Below are 20,235 nucleotides of genomic sequence, written 5' to 3'. Positions count from 1 at the left end.
TCTAAAGCGAGGACCCATGATGACCGCGCACCGCAAATCCAACGGCGACACCGCCAGTTTCGTTCGCCGCCACATCGGCCCGTCGGCGCGCGATGTCACGGCAATGCTGGAGGCCGTCGGCGCCAAGAGCGTCGACGCGCTGATGGCGGAGACGCTGCCGGCCTCGATCCGGCAGTCCGCCCCGCTTGATCTCGGCAAGCCTTTGAGCGAGACCGAGGCGATCGCGCACATGGCCGAGCTCGCGCGAGAGAACCAAGTCTTCACCTCGCTGATCGGCCAGGGCTATTCCGGCACGATCTTGCCCGCGGTGATCCAGCGCAACATTCTGGAGAGCCCGGCCTGGTACACCGCCTATACGCCCTATCAGCCCGAGATCAGCCAGGGCCGGCTGGAGGCGCTGCTCAACTTCCAGACCATGATCTGCGACCTCACCGGGCTCGACGTCGCCAACGCCTCGCTGCTCGACGAGGCGACAGCCGCGGCTGAGGCCATGGCGCTCGCGGAGCGGCACTCACGGGTCGAAGCCAAGGCCTTCTTCGTCGACAAGGACGTCCATCCGCAGACGCTGGCGGTGATGCGCACCCGCGCCGAACCGCTGGGCTGGACCCTGATCGTCGGCGACCCCCTTGCCGATCTCGATAAGACCGACGTGCTCGGCGCGCTGCTGCAATATCCAGGCTCTTCGGGCGCATTGCGCGACCTCAGGCCCGCGATCGCGGCCTTGAAGGCCAAGGGCGCGCTCGCGATCGTTGCCGCCGATCTCTTGGCCCTGACGCTGCTCGCCTCGCCCGGCGAGTTGGGCGCCGACATCGCGATCGGCTCGGCGCAGCGCTTTGGCGTGCCGATGGGGTATGGCGGGCCGCACGCGGCCTATATGGCGGTGCGCGATGCGCTGAAGCGCTCGCTGCCCGGCCGCATCGTCGGCCTCTCCGTGGACTCGCGCGGGATGCCTGCCTATCGCCTCGCGCTGCAGACCCGCGAGCAGCACATCCGCCGCGAGAAGGCGACCTCCAACATCTGCACCGCCCAGGTGCTGCTCGCCGTGATCGCCTCGATGTACGCGGTCTATCACGGCCCCGAGGGGCTTTCGCAGATCGCCCGCAACGTGCATCGCCGCGCGGCCGTGCTCGCTAGCGGCCTGCGCAAGCTCGGTTTTGCGCCGCAGTCGGAAGCCTTCTTCGACACGCTCAGCGTGGATGCCGGCGCCAAGCGCGCCGAGATCGTCGCGCGCGCGGCTGCCGAAAAGATCAATCTCGGTATCGGCGAGACAGCGTTGCGCATCGCGCTCGACGAGACCACGACGCCGGCGACGGTCGAAGCCGTCTGGCGCGCATTCGGCGGCACGCTCGCCTATGCCGAGATCGACGCCACCACGCGCGAAGCGCTGCCGGAGTCGCTCAAGCGCACCACCGCCTTCCTCACCCATCCCGTGTTCCACGCGCATCGCTCCGAGACCGAGATGCTGCGCTACATGCGCAAGCTCTCGGACCGCGACCTCGCGCTCGACCGCGCGATGATCCCGCTCGGCTCCTGCACCATGAAGCTGAACGCGACCACCGAGATGATGCCGCTGACCTGGCCGGAGTTCGCCTCCTTGCATCCCTTCGCGCCGCGCGAGCAGGCCAAGGGCTATCACGCGCTGTTCGCGCGGCTGGAAAAATGGCTGTGCGACATCACCGGCTATGACGCGATCTCGCTGCAGCCGAATTCCGGCGCGCAAGGCGAATACGCCGGCTTGCTCGCGATCCGCGGCTATCATGCCGCGCGCGGCGAGACGCACCGAAAAATCTGCCTGATCCCTTCCTCCGCCCACGGCACCAATCCGGCCTCGGCCGCGATGGTTGGCATGGACGTGGTGGTGGTCGCTTGCGAGAAGAACGGCGACGTCGACGTCAATGATCTCCGCGCCAAGGCCGAGAAGCACTCGAACGACCTCGCCGCTGTCATGATCACCTATCCGTCGACGCACGGCGTGTTCGAGGAGCATATCCGCGAGATCTGCGACATCGTCCACGGCCATGGCGGCCAGGTCTATCTGGACGGCGCCAACCTCAATGCGCAGGTGGGTTTGTCGCGGCCCGGCGATTACGGCGCCGACGTCAGCCATCTCAACCTGCACAAGACGTTCTGCATCCCGCATGGCGGCGGCGGCCCGGGCATGGGCCCGATCGGCGTCAAGGCGCATCTCGCGCCGTTCCTCCCCGGTCATCCCGCGACGAATGGGGACGCACCGGTCGGCCCGGTGTCGGCCGCGCCGTTCGGCTCGGCGTCGATCCTCACCATCTCCTACATCTACATTCTGATGATGGGCGGCGACGGATTGAAGCGCGCCACCGAAATCGCGATCCTCAACGCCAACTACATTGCCGCGCGCCTCGATGCGCACTTCCCGGTGCTCTACAAGAACGCGAAGGGCCGCGTCGCACATGAGTGCATCGTCGACCCGCGCGCGCTGAAGACGACCTCAGGCGTCACCGTCGACGACATCGCCAAGCGCCTGATCGATTACGGCTTCCATGCCCCGACCATGAGCTTCCCGGTCCCGGGCACGCTGATGATCGAGCCGACCGAATCGGAATCCAAGGCGGAGCTGGATCGTTTTTGCGACGCCATGATCGCAATCCGGAAGGAGATCGCCGAGGTCGAGGCCGGCCGCTTCAAGATCGAGGCCTCGCCGCTGCGAAACGCTCCGCACACCGTGCACGACATCGCAGACGATGCGTGGAATCGCGCCTACACCCGTGCCGAGGGCTGCTTCCCCGCGGGCACCTCGCGCACCGACAAATATTGGTGCCCGGTCGGGCGCGTCGACAACGTCTATGGCGACCGCAACCTGGTGTGCTCTTGCCCGCCGGTGAGCGACTACGCGGAGGCTGCGGAGTAAGGGATTCGCAGGGTGGGCAAAGCGACTTGTCCGCCGTAGCTCGAAGAGCGAAGGCGGAAGCGTGCCCACCACCTTAGTGCGCGTTGAAATATGGTGGGCACGGCGCTTGCGCGCCTTGGCCCACCCTACGGTCCCTTCGTCAAAACAGGGCCGTAGCGCCATAGCCGATCGTTGATCAGGTGCGTACCGCCCCACCAGCGATCGATTGGATTGTGGCGGCTGAAATCCTCCTGATGGGCCAGGACAGCCTTGCCGAATTCGGTCAATGACAGGCAGCTGCGCAGATACGCGGCGTGCCGATCCCTCAGGTTTTCCCGGTCGATTGTGCGCAGTTCATCGTCCAACCCTGCCACCGCGGGCCTCGGACCATGCGCCAGCCCTTGAAGCAACCATCCTGACTCAAATTCACGGAATATCCGCGTGCCTCGGAGTGTGCGCAGGTGAAACAGCGCATTTGTGAGCGTGAACCCTCGCGCAATGAGCTCCAGAAACCGAAACTCAGTTGCACCAAGTCCTGTCAAAGGCGACGGAAGCTCTTCCAACAGATCGAGCAGAGCCAGCCTCAACATCGGCAATGCGCTAAGGTCCTTGTGGATCAGATCAGCGCAGGCCTCGGGTGTCGGCGCGCTATAGGCCTGCCAGGCCATCTTGGCGGTCATAAGCTCATTGGCCGTGACGCTCACGACGGGAATATGGGATGCGGAATTTCCGAGCCTTTCGATTCTCACGTCGAAAAAATCGGACGCTAGCAAACGTAATCGAAGCTTTTCGAGCAGCTGGGGGCATGAATCGAAATAGTCGAGCAGCCAAATCAACTGCAATTGATCTTCAGGGTTCGAGTCAAACCAAAGTTCAATTTCGTCATAGCGCTCGCAAAACTCGGCAAAAGGCAGGTTCCTGCGATCCTTGAAGGCGCGAGGCCAGACGACGCCCCAATCCGACCAGTGATCGCCCGTCCTGAGCGGGCCTGAGCGCGCCCCGAAATAAGCTGCGAGATATTCAGGTGAAGGCAGCGGATCCCACGCGAAACGAAAAAAGAAAAAAACGACGATCTCAGCCAGCTCCGACTTGGCAAGATCAGCGCCGGACGAACTGGTCAAGATCAGACGTCTCATCGCTCCACCAGATCATTATTATCAGGCCCAAAACGAAACGGGCGCTGACGACGTCGGCAACTCAACGTCCTCAGCGCCCGCTCCTCGCGAAAGTTCTTCGCGTTAGGTTTACTCGTCCGCCGGCTCCTCGCCATCGGCGTCGCGCTCGGGCGTGCCGGCGAGAATCTGCTCGGCGATCAGGCCGGAGTTCTGGCGGATCGAGGTCTCGATCTTGGCGGTGATGTCGGGGTTGGCCTTCAAAAACGCCTTCGAGTTCTCGCGGCCCTGACCGAGGCGCTGGCTGTCATAGGAGAACCAGGCGCCGGACTTTTCGACGATGCCGGCCTTGACGCCGAGATCGAGGATCTCGCCCATCTTGGAAACGCCCTCGCCGTACATGATGTCGAACTCGACCTGCTTGAAGGGCGGCGCCAGCTTGTTCTTCACCACCTTGACGCGCGTGGTGTTGCCGACCACTTCGTCGCGCTCCTTGATCGCGCCGATGCGGCGGATGTCGAGGCGGACGGAGGCATAGAATTTCAGCGCGTTGCCGCCGGTCGTGGTTTCCGGCGAGCCGTACATCACACCGATCTTCATGCGGATCTGGTTGATGAAGATCACCATGGTGTTGGATTTGTTGATCGAGGCCGTCAGCTTGCGCAGCGCCTGGCTCATCAGACGAGCCTGGAGACCCGGCAGCGCATCGCCCATCTCGCCCTCAAGCTCGGCCTTCGGCACCAGAGCCGCGACCGAATCGACCACCAGCACGTCCACCGCACCCGAGCGCACCAGCGTGTCGCAGATTTCCAGCGCCTGCTCGCCCGTGTCCGGCTGCGAAATCAGGAGCTCGTCGATGTTGACGCCCAGCTTGCGCGCATAGACCGGGTCGAGCGCGTGCTCGGCGTCGATGAAGGCACAGATGCCGCCCTTCTTCTGCGCTTCCGCCACCGTGTGCAGCGCCAGCGTGGTCTTGCCCGACGATTCCGGCCCGTAGATTTCCACGACGCGCCCCTTCGGCAGACCGCCGATCCCGAGCGCAATGTCGAGCCCGAGGGACCCCGAGGACACCGCCTCGACATCCATCGACCGGTCGTTCTTGCCGAGCTTCATCACCGAGCCCTTGCCGAACTGGCGCTCGATCTGGGAGAGCGCGGCGGCCAGAGCTTTACTCTTGTCCATGGAAGATCCTTCGACGATACGCAGGGCAGTGTTGGACATTGGGTCGTGCTCCTTATGGCGAGGATTCGGGTGCGGGACAAACGATTGGCGCGGCGGGTCGTCGATAAAAGCAATGTACCCCATTTGTTCCTGGTTCGCAATATGTTCTTTCGCGGATTTTGGTACTGGCCTGTTTCCGAGCGCGGCGGCCTAGTTTGAATTTGGGAGTGGCCTGTTTTGTTCTTGCACTATTTTTGCGTGCATCTGCAGGCGAAACACCCGAAGGTAACTTTGGCAGCAGATGTCAGGGATAACTTATAAGCTCAATTGTTGAGCATAGGTATTATCGTAGGGCCAACACTTTAGACAGGTGCTTTCCGTATTGACCCTGAGTGTCTTTCGAATTTGTGAGTGACCTAGTTCGTTGGACGGCTCATATTAAAGGCATGGTCATAAATGCTCTCAAACTTGCCGGAGTGGCCGCCCTGGTACTGATCACGACCGGGGCGTGGCCCAACCCGCGCTACGGGGCGGCAATTGCCTTGGGCGTTTGCATCATGGCGGCCGTCGTACTTCATTTCGCCGCCCCGTAAGGCCGCCTCAGTTGGCGGCCTCGTTCACAAGTCCATTTCATACTGTTGACCGAAAATCCTTCTGACGTGCCCCTCGTACTCGCCCTGATCTCGCGATACCTGAGCAATACCTGGAAGCTGACCCAGATGCTGGCGTAGCGCCTTCACGCCGATATCGGAAAGGAATTGGTGCAGCCTCTTGCGTCGCCGGCCAGTACCCAGATTTTGGCACAGACCTGTTTCCGACCTCGATGGCCTGATTTGAAAACGACAGCGGCCCGTTTTTGTTCTCGGCACTACGATTGGTGTATCCGGGAGCGGAACGTCGCCGTCATAAATCCGCAATCCCCAGCGAATCTTTTGCGGTGTCCGGCCTGTCTGAGGATGGTGCCGCTAGTCGTTGAGGGAGCCTGGGTGATGACGGAAAACACGCAGCAGGCGGACAGGCGCAATCGGCTCTTGGAAGCCGCCGCGCAGGAAATGATCAAATTCGAACAGAAGGAAAATGAGTTCCGCAGGCGAGATCGCGAGGAGCGCGCGGCGGAGCTTCGTCTGCCTCTGGATAAGTTCAATCTCCACTGAGCGGCGCCGACAATTTCACACAACTGTCATGGCACGTTCCTAGCATTGTCATGCGACGGGGGTCCGGCGCGCGGCTCTCCGTCCAACCTCGGCCTAGACCACCAGATGGGCGGAGAGCTCGCCGACCTCCTGAACCATCGCGGCACGCCCGGGTTAGCTCGGCATGTATCGCGTCTGGTATTTTGTCGCCTTCCTCGCCGCGACCGGGATCGGCTTCGTATTTCTGGTCACGACAACCCGCCTTGTGGGCGGATGACGCAAGACCGCCTCAGTAGGCGGCCTGACGGGAACGACTTTCCAATAAAGCGATTGAGATTCCGGTCTGTGGCGCGACACTCTCGCGCCATCCACCCGGAACGGTCCATCGTACAATGCGCGCGTTGGCGATGGGCCGGATCTCGTGAGGCCGCCCCGGTTGGCGGCCTCTTTCGTTTCGTGAAGTCTTCCTTCTGCCAGGGAAGCCCCTTGGTACCGACTGGTTGATCCCGATGGATCAGCTTGAAGATGCGGGGCTTGGCAAAGCGCCGCGTTGCGGCGTCGCCCCAGTGTCCCAAGTTGAATTCGGCAGTGTCCCGCAACGTGACATAAAACCTTGGCACAGGTTGTGCAGACTAATCGTCACCGGGGTTTTGCATCGACCTCTCCGGGGCTGGAAAGCCGCCGCCCGCGCAACATTTAAGCGGGCGGCGTTTTTATTGGTGTCCTGATCTGACAGCGCTCGTGTCCTACTTAGGCCAAGCATCCGGATTTTGGCGTTGGCCCGTTTCTGAACGCGGTGGCCTGGTTTGATCTTGGGAGTGTTCCAGTTCGAGAAGTTAACAATCGGCAAGGAACCCAAATCCTCGCCGTGCTATTTTCATTCATCACAGAAAGGACCGTGGCTTTTATCTGTGATGAGAACGCCATTAGCGCTCCCGCCTTCCTCCCATGGACAGGAGCGCGCCATGTTCAAACGGCGTCGTTTCAAGCAACAGCTTACGCTTCAAGACCGCCTGTCCGCATGGGCGAAGCACCTCGAAGAGCAGGCCGCGAAACTTCCGCCGGGTGCAGAGCGTGAAGCCCTCGTTAGGAAGGCCCGCCAAGCCGACGTGGCAAACCATCTGGACGATTGGGCGAAGTCTCCCGGCTTGCAGCCGCCGAGGTGAGGCCCATGATCGAGCAGCCCCACGTCAATCCGTATTCAGTTCACGCGCGCATCTGCCTTGGCATTGCAGCCTTCGGCGCCGCGCTGTTTGTTGCAGCGCTCTTCATGGGTATGCGGTAAGGCCAGGTGCCGCTCTCGTTCCGCTGGAACCATCGAATATGACCAAGCCCGAGGAACAGATCGACGCGAAAGAGCCCAATCCCCCCCGCTTGGAAGAGGCACGCCAGATCATCGAGGAATACACAGCCAGCCTGCGCGAGATTATCCGGAAGCTCCGCCAGAAGATGAATTAAGGCCGCCTCAGTTGGCGGCCTCTTTCATTTCAAAGGTCACTGAGCCGGTAGGCCGGTTCGCGCTGATATCGTTCGGCGGATGAATTCACTTGGAGCCGCCTCCCTTCAACCATATGGAAACTGCCGATCGTCAAGCGCGAGATTGGAATGCTTGTCGCACCGCTAATCCGCCTTCGCGGGTGTCAAAAGAACGGCCCCGGCGCGCGAGCAGCACAACGGGGCCGGATGGCCGCAAGGAGGCTGAAGTCGGTGGCGACCATCGGCTTAGATACGGGTCATGCCGCCACTGGTTTCAGTCAGGCCACCTGTCCTAATACGCGACACAAAACCTTGGCACAACTTGTGCAACCTCATCCTCACCGGAGTTTTGCTCTAAACCCACCGGGGCTGGAAAGCCGCCGCCCGCGCTCATTTTAAGCGGGCGGCGTTTTTGCTTCTGCCACCCATGAATTTCTCAGTGTCCTAATTCGATTTGCCGGGTGTCCTATTGGGACAGCCCCCGGATTGGTGCTGTCCTAATTAGGACAGCCGTGAGAGGCCGCCAACTGAGACGGCCTCTCATGTTACTATGAGCAGGCCCTAATCCGTTTGTGGACACTCTATCGGTAGCGGCTTCGCGCCTGATTTCCGATGGGGGTAGCCAGTGCAGAAATTTTTGACGCAATCTGGGTTTCTGCCCGAGCCGCATTGTTGGCACCGGGCCACACAATCTTCGTAGGTTACCCCCGGTCGTGTTCGCTCAATAAGGGCGGGCTCTTTGGCCTTCTGGGCCAATGCTGGACCGACAGCTAACCCAAGGAGAAGCAGTCCGACTACGTACCGCAATGCGATCCCTCCCTGTTGGAGGGCCAATGCTTATGCTGCGGTGTCATATTGCGTTGATCTGCCTCAATGGAAATTAGGACATCGCCAATTTCAACTTAGGACACCGGGGTCAAATACGGACAGCACCAAAATCCGGGCGCTGTCCTGTTTCCGACCTCAGTGGCCTGGTTTGAGATGTGAGTGGCCGGTGCTGTGTACAATTTTGAACAGAACTCGCCGGCTCGAAGTGCGTTAATGGAGCATCACAGACCGGATCGTGGCTTTTATCTGTGATGAGATCGCCTGTCACAGCGCTCCCGCCTTCCTCTCATGGAAAGGAGCGCGCCATGTTCAACCGGCGGCGTGTCAAACAGCAGATCACTCTTCAAGATCGGCTAGCAGCTTGGTCCAAGAAGGTTCAAGAGCAGGCCGGCAAGCTTCCACCGGGTCCGGCGCGAGAGGCCCTGATTAGAAAGGCGCGGCAAGCCGACGTTGCGAACCATCTGGACGATTGGGCGCGATCTCCCGGCTTGCAGCCGCCGAAATGAAGGACTTCCAGGCTTCAATCGAAAAGCTCCGGAAGGACGCGGCAGAGGCCGCCCTGATCCGCGACCTTGCGACTGACAAGGTCAAGCGCGAAATCTACGATAGACTGAATCTACATTTTAGCAGGCTGGCCGATGAGGTTGAGCAAGCCATAAAGTCCAGCGGAGCAAAGTAAGGCGCCTCAGTTGGCGGCCTCCTTCATTGATGTGGTCCCGGCCTGTTTCCGGCCTCACTGGCCCAAATTGAATTTCGAAGTGGCCTGATTTGGTTTGTCTTGGCGTATGGACTGCGCCATGCAACTCCGTCATTTGGATCAAGCCCAGCGTCGCCAAAGGCAAGCGGCGGCATATCGCCGAGCAGGAAGAGCGCATTGCGGACCTTGCGACGTTGGGTCCGACACAGCGAAGCTCGCAAGCTGCCAGACAACTCCTACGCCTCAGGCGCAGCATATCCAACCTAGTGACTGCACCTGAGAGGGGTGGAACAGTAGGACTACAACCTCATCTATTGATCGGTGAGGCCAAGACACAAACTGCACAGCACAAACTGCACGGACGGCAAACTTTCCACGTCGGCCGCTTCGAAACGTCGCGGCCTGCGGGAACAAATCTCATGCGAATGGACGATGACCACGTCGAGATCGTCTCCTTAGCATTCTAGCATTCACGGCGCCTCGTTCGCTGGGTTCGAGAATGCTCAATGTGTTTGCGAACAGGTTCAAGCCCGAGGCGGGTCTGCCACTTCCAGTTCACGACCGCTTCGATGAGTGAGGTACGACGGAATGGATCAACTGCACGCCGAGCGGTTCGATAGCTCCCACAGTTCAGAAGACCGCCCATTCATTTCGGTGGCAATCCCAACCTTCCGCCGACCGGAGATGGTGCGCCGTGCGATTGAAAGCGTGCTGCAGCAGGAGCACGCCGACTGGGAAATGGTGATCAGCGACGACGAAGGACCAGAAGGCACGACTTGGAGCATCCTGTCCGAGCACGCGCGGAGCGATCGGCGCATTCGCGTCATCGAGAACCACCGCGGCCGGGGCCAGGTCGAGAATACCAACAACGCGATGCTCGCATGTCGCGGCCACTGGATCAAAGTGTTGCACGACGACGATTGGCTCGCGCCAGGATCGCTTGCGACTTTCGCGAGAATGGCGAGGACGTACCCTGCAGCTGCATTCATGACCTCTACGTCCCATCTGGTCCAGGACAGCGGCATAAGGTACCGGCGAGGACACCAGATTTATCTGTATTCGGGCCAGCAGTGCCTGGCGGATCTCTATCTGGCGGGCAAGACCCGACGGCTTGGCATTGTACCGTCGACCCTGCTGATCAACGGCAGGGTCATCCAGACCGGTTGCCTGATGCGAAACTACAAGTCGATCAGTTGGGGCGTGGACCAACTGTTCTTTCTCGATCTCGCCTGCCAGGGCGACATGGTGGCGATCGACGACGGTCTTGTGTTCTACGACACGACCAACCACGCGAGCATCACGGCATTGGGATCGTTCCCTCAGATTGACCAGGAGACCATCGAACTCAAACACCTCGCCTGGAGCCTTCTGGAGGATAAGCGCGGACTTCCCGATCCTGAAACGATGGTGCGTGCATTGCGGGTTGCCCGGCTGCGCACACGGATCCTTCAGCAGCCCCTGGGCGCAACGATCCGCGATGCGCTTCAAATCTTGCGCCCCTCGGTTTTGAAGGCGGCCAATTTGGCGATCCGAGCCTGGGTGCGTGCACCGGGCGTGATTGTAAGCTTACCGGGGCTAGCTCATTGCACGTCGGAATTCTTTTGAGCGCCACCGCTGACCCGGCAGCGTCGCGCCGGCATGCGCCAATCGGATCGCTTGCCCTTCACGCCGCCCCGGTTGGCGGCGCATGCGAAGGCGCAGCAGGGTTTGCCGTGGCCAATCGGTCGCGGGAACTTTTGGCAATGCGGCGGACTTGACGGCCGCTCGCCCGCATAGACATCGGGCGCAGTCCAAATGGACCGCTGGCCAATGGGAAGTGCGACGCCCAGGCCGGCGGCTCCAAGGGACGGCTCGGGCCCCGGGCTCAGTCAGTCGTCCGCTGAGCCCTGAAGCTGATGCAGCTGCCGTTCGGCCTGTCCCCCTGTCAGATTGGCTGCAAACTCTGTTTCAATGATCGCCAGGCCCTTGCGCTCTCGGTCGGAGATCCTCCAACCGATGCCACCCAATGAAAAATCTGCTCTGCGAGAGTGCTCGGTCAGGCAAACGCGCACGTCCCCGTCGCCTGCCAATTGGCAGACGATAGGGAAACCGTGCCGCCCTCGAGATGCATTTGCGCATGTGAATGCGGGTCAGGAAAATTTGGCAATTATGTGCTGAAACGAACAGAGGCGCGGTGAGGGTCGACTAAACTCGGATTCGCTTGGTCTTTGCCAAGGGCCAAGCATCCCCAAGCGGCCCCGGCCCTCACCCCTATCAAGCCCCACCGGCCGGGGCCGTCTTTAGGTACGAGACTGTTTCCCGGCCTGTCGCTTGATTTGTGGCGCAGAACACAACTTGACCGCGAATACCTGTGGTAAGATACGAGGTATTGCAACGCCAAGGGTCGTCAGCGCCCGCGTGGGAACCGTATTAGGGATGAGCTGTTGACCCGTTTCATAGATGGGCTCAATTATGATCGACGCTGCTAAATGCGAAGAACTCGCAAATCATTACAAGGCCCTCTCTCAAGCCTCCGGCGTTTCGGTGGAGAGGGCTTTCCTGTTGAAGAACATCGCCCGGAGCCTAACTGGCGTAGCTAGCCAATTGGATAGGCTGGCCGCCCTTACGAGAGACGAAGCAAGGGTCACGCCGCCACAGCTGTAGCTGGACGCAAAGCCGATCGACATCGGCCGACGGGAGCCGACCAAGCCTCGGGGTCGCCTATTGCCTCTTGGGACAGCACCCGCATTGCAGCCACCGAACTAATTAGGAACCGTCCTCTCGAGGCGGGGTTGGCGCCTGTACTCTCACTGAGAGGCGGCGCCATGGTCCGGTACTTTTTCGATATCCGAGACGACACCGGCCTCTACGCCGACGAAGAGGGATTGGAGTTTCGAACCCAGCGCGAAGCAGAGATCGAGGCGACGCAGACATTGAGCGGCCTCGCGCGCGACCTGGCGGCACACGAGGATCGAACGGACGTTGCCATCGAAGTCCGCACCGACGCCGGGCGGGTGTTCCAAGCCGCCCTCATCTTCGAGCCGCCGACGACGAAGCAATAGGCCGCCACAGCTCGCCACATTGGGCGTGCACGTCGCGACGGAGCAAGGCCGCCTCAGTTGGGCGGCCTCCCCGTCTCACCATGCATCGATTTAGTCCCGGGCGCGCTTTGAAGGGTCCCGCCTGATCGGTCCATTCCCCGGAGCGCTCGCCCAACCCCACCTGGGATAAGCGATCCGCTTCACTTTGCCCCCTCCACTTTGCTCCCTCCACTTTGCCCTGTCTCGGTCCGCGTCGAGGGCAACGGTTCGTCGACATGCCTCGGAACGAACTTGAATGTAACGCTACGTTGTGTAACGCTCACATTGGTAGCGCTACTTTTCGTACCGTTCGGACAACCTCAGGAGGCATGATGAAGGCAATCCTCAAGATCGTTCTGGCGCTCTCTGTCCTCGCCGGCTCGGTGCCGGCGCAAGCCCAGATATCAGGTGCCGCGACGGCATCGGGCGCCCCGAAGGTCGGCGCAAAGGTGACGAGGAAGTCTCAGTTGCACGACGGCTGCCATAGCCGGCACGCCCAGATGATTGGCAAGCCCTGTCGTTAGAAGCCCTGTCGTTAGAAGCCCTGCCGTGAGAACCCTTGCCGCTACCGGGCTGGGGATTCAAAGATGATGAGAGGCCGCCTCGGTTGGCGGCCTTTTTGATTTTTGCCGATCCTCCGCATTCGTCACCCTTCGATTGAAGATGACGCGCATCAAAGACGCAGCCGCCGCGCGCCGTCATAATTCCGCAATCCTGCGGCATCGAACCTTTCTGCGGTGTCCGGCTTTCTTCGGGATGTGATCGCAACCATGGGGATCTGGAACATGACGGAAGACACGCACCCCAATGCTGTCCGGCGCACGCTCCTCCTGGAGGCGGCGCACGAGGAGATGGTGAAGTTCGAGCGGAAGGAAAACGAGTTTCGCAAGAAGGACCGCGAAGAGCGCGCCGCCGAACTCCGCCTCCCCCTGGGTGAGATCAAGCTCCACTGAGCCTGCCGACGGGCTCCTGATGATCTGACCAAGGCTGGCGCCGCGATGGGCGGTAGCCGCCCCTGCGCGCCGTTACGCGCAGCAAATGGCAACCAAATGCCTCAACTAAGCCATTGATCGCACAACGAAATCGCGCCACCCCCTACTGTGCATGGGGTTGTTTTCCATATTTTGAAAGGGCGCGGCGGCGTCCTGGGTGCCCACCCAGGATCGAAGCGCCTGCTTTAGCCCGGTCCGGCCTTGGCTGCCGTCCGCCGGTACGCCTTACAGCAGCGCCAGCAGCACGAGGCCGATCACCAGCACGACGAAGCCAGCCGCCGTCGCGGCGGCGAATGACCGCTCTACGTTATCCATGATGCCACCCCGCTGCCGGCGCACCACGTTTCCCCCATGGCGGCGCCGACGATGCGGAATCTCGCCGAGGGGTGTGGCTCCAGTGGTGCGATCGGGTGGCCAAATTGGGACGTGTGCGAGGCCAGTCTGCGGCCTCGCGACGCGGATTCCGGAGCCGCCGTCAGGCACCCGTAAGCCTGGTCTCCTAGTCTGGCTGCGCCCGGTGGACCAACACCGGGCCTCCATACACAGTCGAGGACCCCGCTCCGCCCCGAGCGGGGTTTTCTGTTTGCGGGCGCAGACGCGCGGCAGGTTGAATGCCGATCGGCCGGCCCTGTCAGGCTGTCGTAAGCTCAACCGGCTAGGGTCGTCTGGCTACGGTGTTGCAGCCCAGCACCTCAGCCTCCAATAACCTTTCACCCGCTTGGCTCTCCCCAAGCGGGTTTTTTCATGCGTGCCGGCCACTTCACCGAGCAGCGGGAAAGTTGGCCGGCGTTGGATCAATGCCGCGAATCGGACAGCCGCGCGCGCCGCAGCGCGTCAGTGCAATCGGGCCGGCTCGATAGTCCTTCGAAACGCCAGAACGTGACGACGCTGGTCTCGCCGCACTCTTCGCAGACGAGCGTCTCGTCACCGAGCATGAAGCGCGCGCGCCTGAAGCTCGATGAGGACGCGGGATGCTGGCAATGGGGACAGGTCAGCGAGAAATTCCGTGCACCCCAGCGCAGCACAAGATGTCTCAGCCAGCTCACACCTTCCCCTTCGTGACATCGCGCTCGAACCGTCATTCACAAGCAGAGCATAGATACATGACACGCAAAAGTGGAAATGTATCGACCACACCTGTGCTCGCATTCGTCCGGCTGTTCCGTGGTTCTCCGACCATGAACAGAGTTCCTCTGCGTGGACGGTTGCACGGCAAGACCGGGTGAATTGCCATGCCTTGCCCGAATTCCGTGCACGGTTTTCGGAGCCCAATTTCGTTTGAAGGCGATCGGGCGCAAGACCGCATGAATGAACCAGCCGGGTTCAGCAGCCACGCGCGCCCGCGAGGTGTGGTCCGTAGCGGCCCGGAATTGATCTGTCCCTGGTTTGGGACTGCACTGCGCGCGCCCATGGCCCGGGAGGCGGGACCATCATGTGACCGGTGCCAGTCATGCCGCGCTACTTTTTTCGAATTCGGAACGGCCGCTATTCCGGCTGCGCGGACCAGGCGACGGAATTTGCCGATCGCGATGCCGCCTGGAAGATGATGACCAGCATCTGCGCCGACATGGCCGCCGGCCTCGCGCGCAAGCTCAACGAAAATTCCGAATGGCACATGGAGCTGTTGGACGAGGCCAAGGAGCCCGTGTTCCGGATCCGCATCGTCGCCGAATCCTTCGAGGAGACTTGACGCCTAGTCGGCGCTGGGCAGCCGCCGCATGGTGAATTCGATCTCGCCGCCCGGCAGTTCGCGCCAGGTCTCGACCGCGCTCATATAGCCGGCCTTGGGGTAGCGGGCGAAGAATGCCTCCGCCCTCGCCCGCGCCGCCGGGCGCGGCAGAGTGAAAGTCTCACGCAAGAAGCCATCGCCGCCGCGCTCGCCCGGCTTGCCGCCCATCTTGCGCCGGCGCGCCATCCGCTCGGCGAGATCCCGCGGACGATCAGCCATGCCGTTCCTCCTCAACGCAATACGCTCTCGAAGATGTAGGAAGCAGGCCGGCCGAAGAGGAGTCCCGGCCGGAGGCATCAACCGCCTCCGATCGGGCCGAAGGTCAATTGGCGGTCGTGCCGGACTTCTTCTTGGGCGCGCTGGTTGCGGCCGACGCCTTCGGCGCAGCCGCCTGCTTCGGCGGGTCGGAACGCATGCCGCCCCAGGGATCGTTGGACGCCTTGGAGTCCGGAATCTTCTTCAGCGTTTCCTTGTAGGCCTTGTCACGCTCGGCCTCCGCGGCCTTTTCCTCCGGGGTCTTGCCCGGGCCTTCCTGCAGCAAATTGAGATTGGGCATTTGCGCGTAGGCCGGTCCCGCCAGCACGGCCAGCAGCACCGCCGCCACAGGGAAAAGCTTCATCATTGACTCCTCGATCATTCCTGAAGGGCGGGTCAACCGCGCCTTGTCGTCCTTGTCAACGGCCCGCTCGGGCCGAATGGCGCGCTAGAGCCGGTCCGATCTGCACGATTTCGGCGCCTGCAGCCAGTCGTCCCAAATCGGGCCGCATCTGGTGCACCCGTCCAGCGCGAGACCTAGCGCTATCAACCCAAACACGAGGACACACCGACGCAACATCGCCCACCCATTCCCAAGCCCGGTATCATATCGGGCCAAGTCAGGCATTTTCAAGCCAACAGAGCCGACGGAAGACCGGGTGACTTTGCCGCGCCGATGCGCGCAGAATGGCCGAAATATCCGGCAACACAGGGGGACCGACAGCAATGCCATCGCAGCCAGAAGCCGAGTTCGGCATCGCTGAGGCCAGACGCATACTCGGCGAGGTTTTTGCGCCCTGGGTCCAGGATCTCAACCTCGCCGTCGAACGCATCGAGCACCTCGCGCCGCCGGACGTGCCGGATTGGCAGCCGGGCGCGCTGCTGCGCATGCCATTCTCGGAGCGGTTGTGCCGCAACGGCGGCGTGGTGTGCGGCCAGGCGCTGATGGCGCTCGCCGATACCGCGATGGTGATCGCGAACCTCGCCGCGAATCGCGGCTATCGTCCGATGACGACGGTCGACCAGACCACGCATTTCATGCGTGCGGTCTCCTCGTCGGACGTGCTGGCTGATGCCCGCGTGGTGCGGCTCGGACGCACCATGAGCTTTGGCCGCGTCACGCTGCTCTCGGCCACCGACAACAAACAGGTGGCGATGGTGTCGAGCGCGTTCGCGATGCTGCCGGGCTGAGCAAAAAAAGACGAGAGCCGCGTGAGCGCAAGGCGCACCGCGGCTCTTCATCACGATCGTGTCGAAGCAACAGACCGAAGCGCGATACATCCGCGCTTCGGTCCGCTTCGAAAATTACTTGCCGAGAATTTCGTCAGCCGCGGTGACGACGCTGACGGTCGGATTCTTTCCGCAATAGGCACCGAACTTCTTGGCGTTCTCGATGAACACCTCGGTGTCGATGATCGCGTTGTCCTCGTCGCCCTTGTACCAGCCGTCCATCCAGGTCAGCACGACCGCGATGTTGTCTTCGCCGCTCTCGAGGAACTGCTTGCAGGTCATGGTCGAGAGGTCCCACTTGACGGCGTGGGCGGGCATCGACGACAGCGAGAGCGCTGCGGCGAACAGAAGCGAAAGCGTGGTCTTCATCAATATTCTCCATCGGCGCGTAACGCCATAAAGGAAGGGCTTGTGAGGAAAGTCGGCGGGAAGTGACTCACCGCTCCAACGTCGTAAACGAAGTCTGAAGCGCTGTGCAAGTAGCGCCAGTATTGAGTTTATTTCAACGTAATTTCTATGCACTACTTCACAATCATCGTTATGGATTAATGCCGATGATCGAGAAACGAGCAGCGCAGCGTTACCGTGTTTTCAAGGGTGGAACGATCACCTTTGAAAGCAGCGGCATCGCCTGCACGGTGCGAAACATGTCGGAAGACGGCGCGGCGATCGACCTCGATTCCCCCGTCATATTGCCGCAATCATTCACGCTCTCGATCGCGCGCGACAATTTCGTAAGGAATTGCCGCACCGTATGGCGCAATGATAGGCGCATCGGCCTCGCTTTCGTACGATAGCGTGCGCGATGTGAACAACCGTTCGCATCGCATCCACAACGCAGCATCATGCTTGCTTTATACGACGTCGACGACGCCAGCGCAGGCTCGCGATGATCAGCACGATGATCGCGAGCACAATTGCTGACGACGACACCCAAAATCGTCCGCCCGGACGATCGATGGTGCGCGACCACAGCGACGGCCCTTCACCCGGCCGCGCCAGGCGAAACGCAACGACGCTGTCGCCGATCGAGGTGCCGACCTCGGAGTGACCGCCGGCGCCGATCGCGACATACTGCTCGCCCTTCCAGAGATAGGTCATGGGGTTGGCGACGCCGGGCACCGGCAGCCGGCCTTGCCACAACTCCCGGCCGCTTCGCGCATCGAAGGCGCGCAGATAGGCGTCCATCGCACCGGTGAAGACGAGACCGCCTGCAGTGACCGCGAGCCCGTTGACGAGCGGCGCGCCCCACGGCAGCGGCACGCCGAGCGGCGCAAGGTCTTCCGTGGTGCCGACCGTCGAACGCCAGAGGATCTTGCCGGCCTTCAGATCGACCGCGACCATCTCGCCCCAAGGCGGCTTGTTGCAGAGCAGCCCGAGCGGCGATTTCACCACCGCACGCGACATTGCAAACGGCGCGCCCTTCTGCTGGCCGAAATCATGGCCGGGCGGCGGATCGAATCCAGCGGCCTCCGCACGCGGGATCAGCTTGATGAGATGAACGGCGCGGCCGGTGTTGGCGTAGAGGATCTGGTTGACCGGGTCGAAGGCTGCGCTACCCCAGTTGACGCCGCCGCCGGTGAAGGGAAACTCCGCCGTGCCTTGCGTCGAGGGCGGGGTGAACAACCCCTCGTTACGAGCCTCCGCGAACTGTCTTTCGCAAGCAGAGCCACCCAGGCCAGGGAGGAGCGAGAGCGCGTCCTCAGTCGAGATTCTTTGCGACGTCAGCGGCGGCACATGCGTCGGGAATGGCTGCGTCGGCGACAGTCGTTCACCTTCCGCGCCGCCTTGCGGCACGACGCGCTCTTCCACCGGCCACACCGGCTTGCCGGTATCGCGGTCGAGCACGAAGACAAATCCCTGCTTGGTCGGCTGAATCACGACATCGCGCTGGCCGTCTCCGGTGTCGATACGCGTGAGCGTCGGCTGCGACGCCAGATCGTAATCCCAGACGTCGTGATGCACGGTCTGGAATGCCCACACGACCTCGCCGGTCTCGATGCGCAGCGCGACCACCGAATTGGCGTGCTCGTTATTGCCCGGCCGCTTGCCACCCCAAAAGTCCGGCGACGGCGAGGACGTCGGCAGGAAAACCAGCCCGCGGGCCGCGTCGACCGACATCGGCGCCCAGACATTGGCATGACCGGCTTCGACACCGTCGCGCTTGAGCGGCTCGAAGGTCCAGCGCGGCTGGCCGCTGCGCGCATCGAACGCCCGCACCACGCCGCTCGGCGCGTCGACGCGGCGGTTGTCGCCGATCGCGGAGCCGACCACGACGACACCGCGGCCGACCGCCGGCGGCGAGGTGATCTGGAATTCGCCGGGCCAGTCCAGCTTCATGCCGATATCGGGCCTGACCTCACCGCCGGTGCCGAAACCCGCGCAGGGAATCCCGGTCTTTGCATCCAGCGCGATCAGGCGGACATCGTTCGTGCCCATGAAGATGCGCGACCGGCAGGCGGCATCTGCAGGCGCCTCATCGTCGATCCAATGGGTCACGCCACGGCAGACATAGCGGTTGGCGGGCCGCTGATTGGTCGCGATCTTCGGATCGAAGCGCCATTTCTGCGCGCCCGTGCCGGGATCGAGCGCAATCACCTCGTTGAAGGGCGAGCAGAAAATCAGGCTGTCCTCGACGAACAATGGCGTCGCCTGGAATTTGGTTCGCCGCATCACCTCGGGCGGCCGCGCCGCGAGATCGCCGGTATGGAATTCGAAGGCCCGAACCAGATTGCCGACATTGTCGGGCGTGACCTCCCGCAATGGCGAGAAGCGTGAGCCGCCGGGATCGCCACCCCAGCTCTCCCAGGCGATGCCTGGCCACGACGAAAACAAGAGGAACACGATGACGGCGGCCGAATGACACAGACGGGTCGCCACCGCCCACCTCATTTATTTGGGCTTCTTGGCAGGTTCAGCCGGACGGGCTCCGCTCCACGGGTCGTACTTCTCCTTGGGCTCCGGAATGCGCTCCAGCGCGGCCTTGTAGGCCTTTTCGTCGACCTTGGGCTTGTTGTCCGACTTCGCTTCGTTCGGCTGGCCTCTGCTGCGGCCCTGCGCCTGCGCCGACGCAGCCGTTAGCGCCAGCACTGCGGCCGCGATGACCAATATCCTCATTGGTGCAATCCCCCCGTCTGGGGCACAAACTAGCCTGCAATCCCATAATAGCAAATGCCGGAGGGGCCGGGGTTTCAGCAAATCTTGATCGGGCGGGACTTTGCTGGATCGTATTCCTGCCTATCTGTTGGCCCGCGGGGGACCTTCACGGATGTTGCGGATTGTTGCTCATGCGGCGCTGCTGGCCGGCGCGCTGGCGCTCGGTTCTTGCGGCTTTGCCGACAGCCGCGCGCCGGTGCCCGAGTTCATGCGCCTGAAGGAAGCCGAGCAGCCGCCCCCGGAAGCGCCCCCTGACGTCAAGCGCGTGGTCCGCGAGCAGATCAACGTGGTTTTCCTCAACACGTCCTATCCGCGCGAGGTGCACGTCGCCCCGCCCCATCGGGAGGTGCGGGGACCGGGCTGGACCGCTTGCGTCCGCGCGCAGCTCACCTCCGCCACCGGCTCCACGCTCGGCACCCAGATTTACATCGTGACGATCTCAGGCGGAAAAGTGGTCGATCGCCGCCGCGCGGAAGCCGACGACATCTGCGGGACGGAAAGCTACGAGCCGATCTAGGAACAAATCTCTCCGACACGCGCTCCG

At 62.1% G+C, this 20,235-nt stretch carries 21 protein-coding genes; 13 read left to right on the top strand and 8 right to left on the bottom strand.

The window, feature by feature from the left end:
- Positions 1 to 19 precede the first annotated feature (19 nt).
- Complete coding sequence (gene gcvP, locus OWC48_RS29175; protein WP_282523197.1) at positions 20 to 2,884, top strand: aminomethyl-transferring glycine dehydrogenase; 2,865 nt, start codon at positions 20 to 22, stop codon at positions 2,882 to 2,884.
- A 125-nt stretch (positions 2,885 to 3,009) separates the two neighbouring features.
- Here the strand turns inward: gcvP and OWC48_RS29170 are convergent, their stop codons facing one another.
- Together OWC48_RS29170 and recA are read right to left on the bottom strand one after the other, a co-directional pair.
- Positions 3,010 to 3,984: a hypothetical protein gene (locus tag OWC48_RS29170; protein WP_282523086.1), complete on the bottom strand. Its 975-nt coding sequence runs from the start codon at positions 3,982 to 3,984 to the stop codon at positions 3,010 to 3,012.
- A 123-nt stretch (positions 3,985 to 4,107) separates the two neighbouring features.
- Positions 4,108 to 5,196, bottom strand: a complete 1,089-nt coding sequence (gene recA / locus OWC48_RS29165) for a recombinase RecA (protein ID WP_014494106.1) — start codon at positions 5,194 to 5,196, stop codon at positions 4,108 to 4,110.
- Between the two features lie 929 nt (positions 5,197 to 6,125).
- Between recA and OWC48_RS29160 the strand changes: the two genes are divergently transcribed.
- The 8 genes from OWC48_RS29160 (at position 6,126) to OWC48_RS29120 (ending at position 13,282) form a co-directional block, all read left to right on the top strand.
- Positions 6,126 to 6,290: a hypothetical protein gene (locus OWC48_RS29160; RefSeq protein WP_282523085.1), complete on the top strand. Its 165-nt coding sequence runs from the start codon at positions 6,126 to 6,128 to the stop codon at positions 6,288 to 6,290.
- A 944-nt stretch (positions 6,291 to 7,234) separates the two neighbouring features.
- Positions 7,235 to 7,435, top strand: a complete 201-nt coding sequence (locus OWC48_RS29155; protein ID WP_282523084.1) for a hypothetical protein — start codon at positions 7,235 to 7,237, stop codon at positions 7,433 to 7,435.
- Between the two features lie 157 nt (positions 7,436 to 7,592).
- Complete coding sequence (locus tag OWC48_RS29150; RefSeq protein WP_282523083.1) at positions 7,593 to 7,727, top strand: hypothetical protein; 135 nt, start codon at positions 7,593 to 7,595, stop codon at positions 7,725 to 7,727.
- Between the two features lie 1,348 nt (positions 7,728 to 9,075).
- Positions 9,076 to 9,252 carry a hypothetical protein gene (locus tag OWC48_RS29140; RefSeq protein WP_282523081.1) on the top strand — a complete coding sequence of 59 codons (177 nt, stop codon included), beginning with the start codon at positions 9,076 to 9,078 and terminating at the stop codon, positions 9,250 to 9,252.
- A 606-nt stretch (positions 9,253 to 9,858) separates the two neighbouring features.
- Entirely contained in the window at positions 9,859 to 10,875 is a 1,017-nt protein-coding gene (locus OWC48_RS29135) for a glycosyltransferase family 2 protein (RefSeq protein ID WP_282523080.1), read from the top strand.
- 1,199 nt (positions 10,876 to 12,074) lie between these two features.
- Positions 12,075 to 12,311: a DUF6894 family protein gene (locus OWC48_RS29130; protein ID WP_282523079.1), complete on the top strand. Its 237-nt coding sequence runs from the start codon at positions 12,075 to 12,077 to the stop codon at positions 12,309 to 12,311.
- A 350-nt stretch (positions 12,312 to 12,661) separates the two neighbouring features.
- Entirely contained in the window at positions 12,662 to 12,853 is a 192-nt protein-coding gene (locus tag OWC48_RS29125; RefSeq protein WP_282523078.1) for a hypothetical protein, read from the top strand.
- A 261-nt stretch (positions 12,854 to 13,114) separates the two neighbouring features.
- On the top strand, positions 13,115 to 13,282 hold the full coding sequence (locus tag OWC48_RS29120; protein ID WP_282523077.1) for a hypothetical protein: 168 nt from the start codon (positions 13,115 to 13,117) through the stop codon (positions 13,280 to 13,282).
- Positions 13,283 to 14,115: 833 nt separating this feature from the next.
- On the opposite strand, the gene OWC48_RS29115 is transcribed toward OWC48_RS29120, so the two are convergent.
- Entirely contained in the window at positions 14,116 to 14,367 is a 252-nt protein-coding gene (locus OWC48_RS29115) for a hypothetical protein (protein WP_282523076.1), read from the bottom strand.
- A gap of 404 nt (positions 14,368 to 14,771) precedes the next feature.
- On the opposite strand from OWC48_RS29115, the gene OWC48_RS29110 reads away from it, so the two are divergent.
- Complete coding sequence (locus OWC48_RS29110; protein WP_282523075.1) at positions 14,772 to 15,011, top strand: DUF6894 family protein; 240 nt, start codon at positions 14,772 to 14,774, stop codon at positions 15,009 to 15,011.
- Positions 15,012 to 15,014: 3 nt separating this feature from the next.
- Here OWC48_RS29110 and OWC48_RS29105 read toward each other — a convergent pair whose 3' ends face one another.
- Together OWC48_RS29105 and OWC48_RS29100 are read right to left on the bottom strand one after the other, a co-directional pair.
- On the bottom strand, positions 15,015 to 15,269 hold the full coding sequence (locus OWC48_RS29105; protein ID WP_014494095.1) for a hypothetical protein: 255 nt from the start codon (positions 15,267 to 15,269) through the stop codon (positions 15,015 to 15,017).
- Positions 15,270 to 15,372: 103 nt separating this feature from the next.
- Positions 15,373 to 15,669, bottom strand: coding sequence for a hypothetical protein (locus tag OWC48_RS29100; RefSeq protein ID WP_282523074.1), 297 nt, complete (start codon positions 15,667 to 15,669; stop codon positions 15,373 to 15,375).
- A 362-nt stretch (positions 15,670 to 16,031) separates the two neighbouring features.
- Here OWC48_RS29100 and OWC48_RS29095 point away from each other — a divergent pair, with 362 nt between their 5' ends.
- A complete protein-coding gene (locus OWC48_RS29095; protein ID WP_282523073.1) occupies positions 16,032 to 16,496 on the top strand; it encodes a PaaI family thioesterase in 465 nt (154 codons plus the stop codon).
- A 114-nt stretch (positions 16,497 to 16,610) separates the two neighbouring features.
- On the opposite strand, the gene OWC48_RS29090 is transcribed toward OWC48_RS29095, so the two are convergent.
- Positions 16,611 to 16,904, bottom strand: coding sequence for an HdeA family protein (locus tag OWC48_RS29090; RefSeq protein WP_014494092.1), 294 nt, complete (start codon positions 16,902 to 16,904; stop codon positions 16,611 to 16,613).
- 179 nt (positions 16,905 to 17,083) lie between these two features.
- Between OWC48_RS29090 and OWC48_RS29085 the strand changes: the two genes are divergently transcribed.
- Positions 17,084 to 17,332: a PilZ domain-containing protein gene (locus tag OWC48_RS29085; RefSeq protein ID WP_282523072.1), complete on the top strand. Its 249-nt coding sequence runs from the start codon at positions 17,084 to 17,086 to the stop codon at positions 17,330 to 17,332.
- 46 nt (positions 17,333 to 17,378) lie between these two features.
- On the opposite strand, the gene OWC48_RS29080 is transcribed toward OWC48_RS29085, so the two are convergent.
- Together OWC48_RS29080 and OWC48_RS29075 are read right to left on the bottom strand one after the other, a co-directional pair.
- Positions 17,379 to 19,427, bottom strand: a complete 2,049-nt coding sequence (locus OWC48_RS29080; RefSeq protein WP_282523071.1) for a pyrroloquinoline quinone-dependent dehydrogenase — start codon at positions 19,425 to 19,427, stop codon at positions 17,379 to 17,381.
- Positions 19,428 to 19,652: a hypothetical protein gene (locus OWC48_RS29075; RefSeq protein ID WP_028152662.1), complete on the bottom strand. Its 225-nt coding sequence runs from the start codon at positions 19,650 to 19,652 to the stop codon at positions 19,428 to 19,430.
- A gap of 151 nt (positions 19,653 to 19,803) precedes the next feature.
- Here OWC48_RS29075 and OWC48_RS29070 point away from each other — a divergent pair, with 151 nt between their 5' ends.
- A complete protein-coding gene (locus OWC48_RS29070; protein ID WP_282523070.1) occupies positions 19,804 to 20,208 on the top strand; it encodes a hypothetical protein in 405 nt (134 codons plus the stop codon).
- Positions 20,209 to 20,235: the final 27 nt, after the last annotated feature.

Origin of the sequence: Bradyrhizobium sp. Arg816, from assembly GCF_029989365.1 — a bacterium.
Classification (GTDB): Bacteria; Pseudomonadota; Alphaproteobacteria; order Rhizobiales; family Xanthobacteraceae; genus Bradyrhizobium.
Note: the sequence above shows the minus strand (reverse complement) of the source record. Positions and strands in the feature narration are given on the sequence as shown.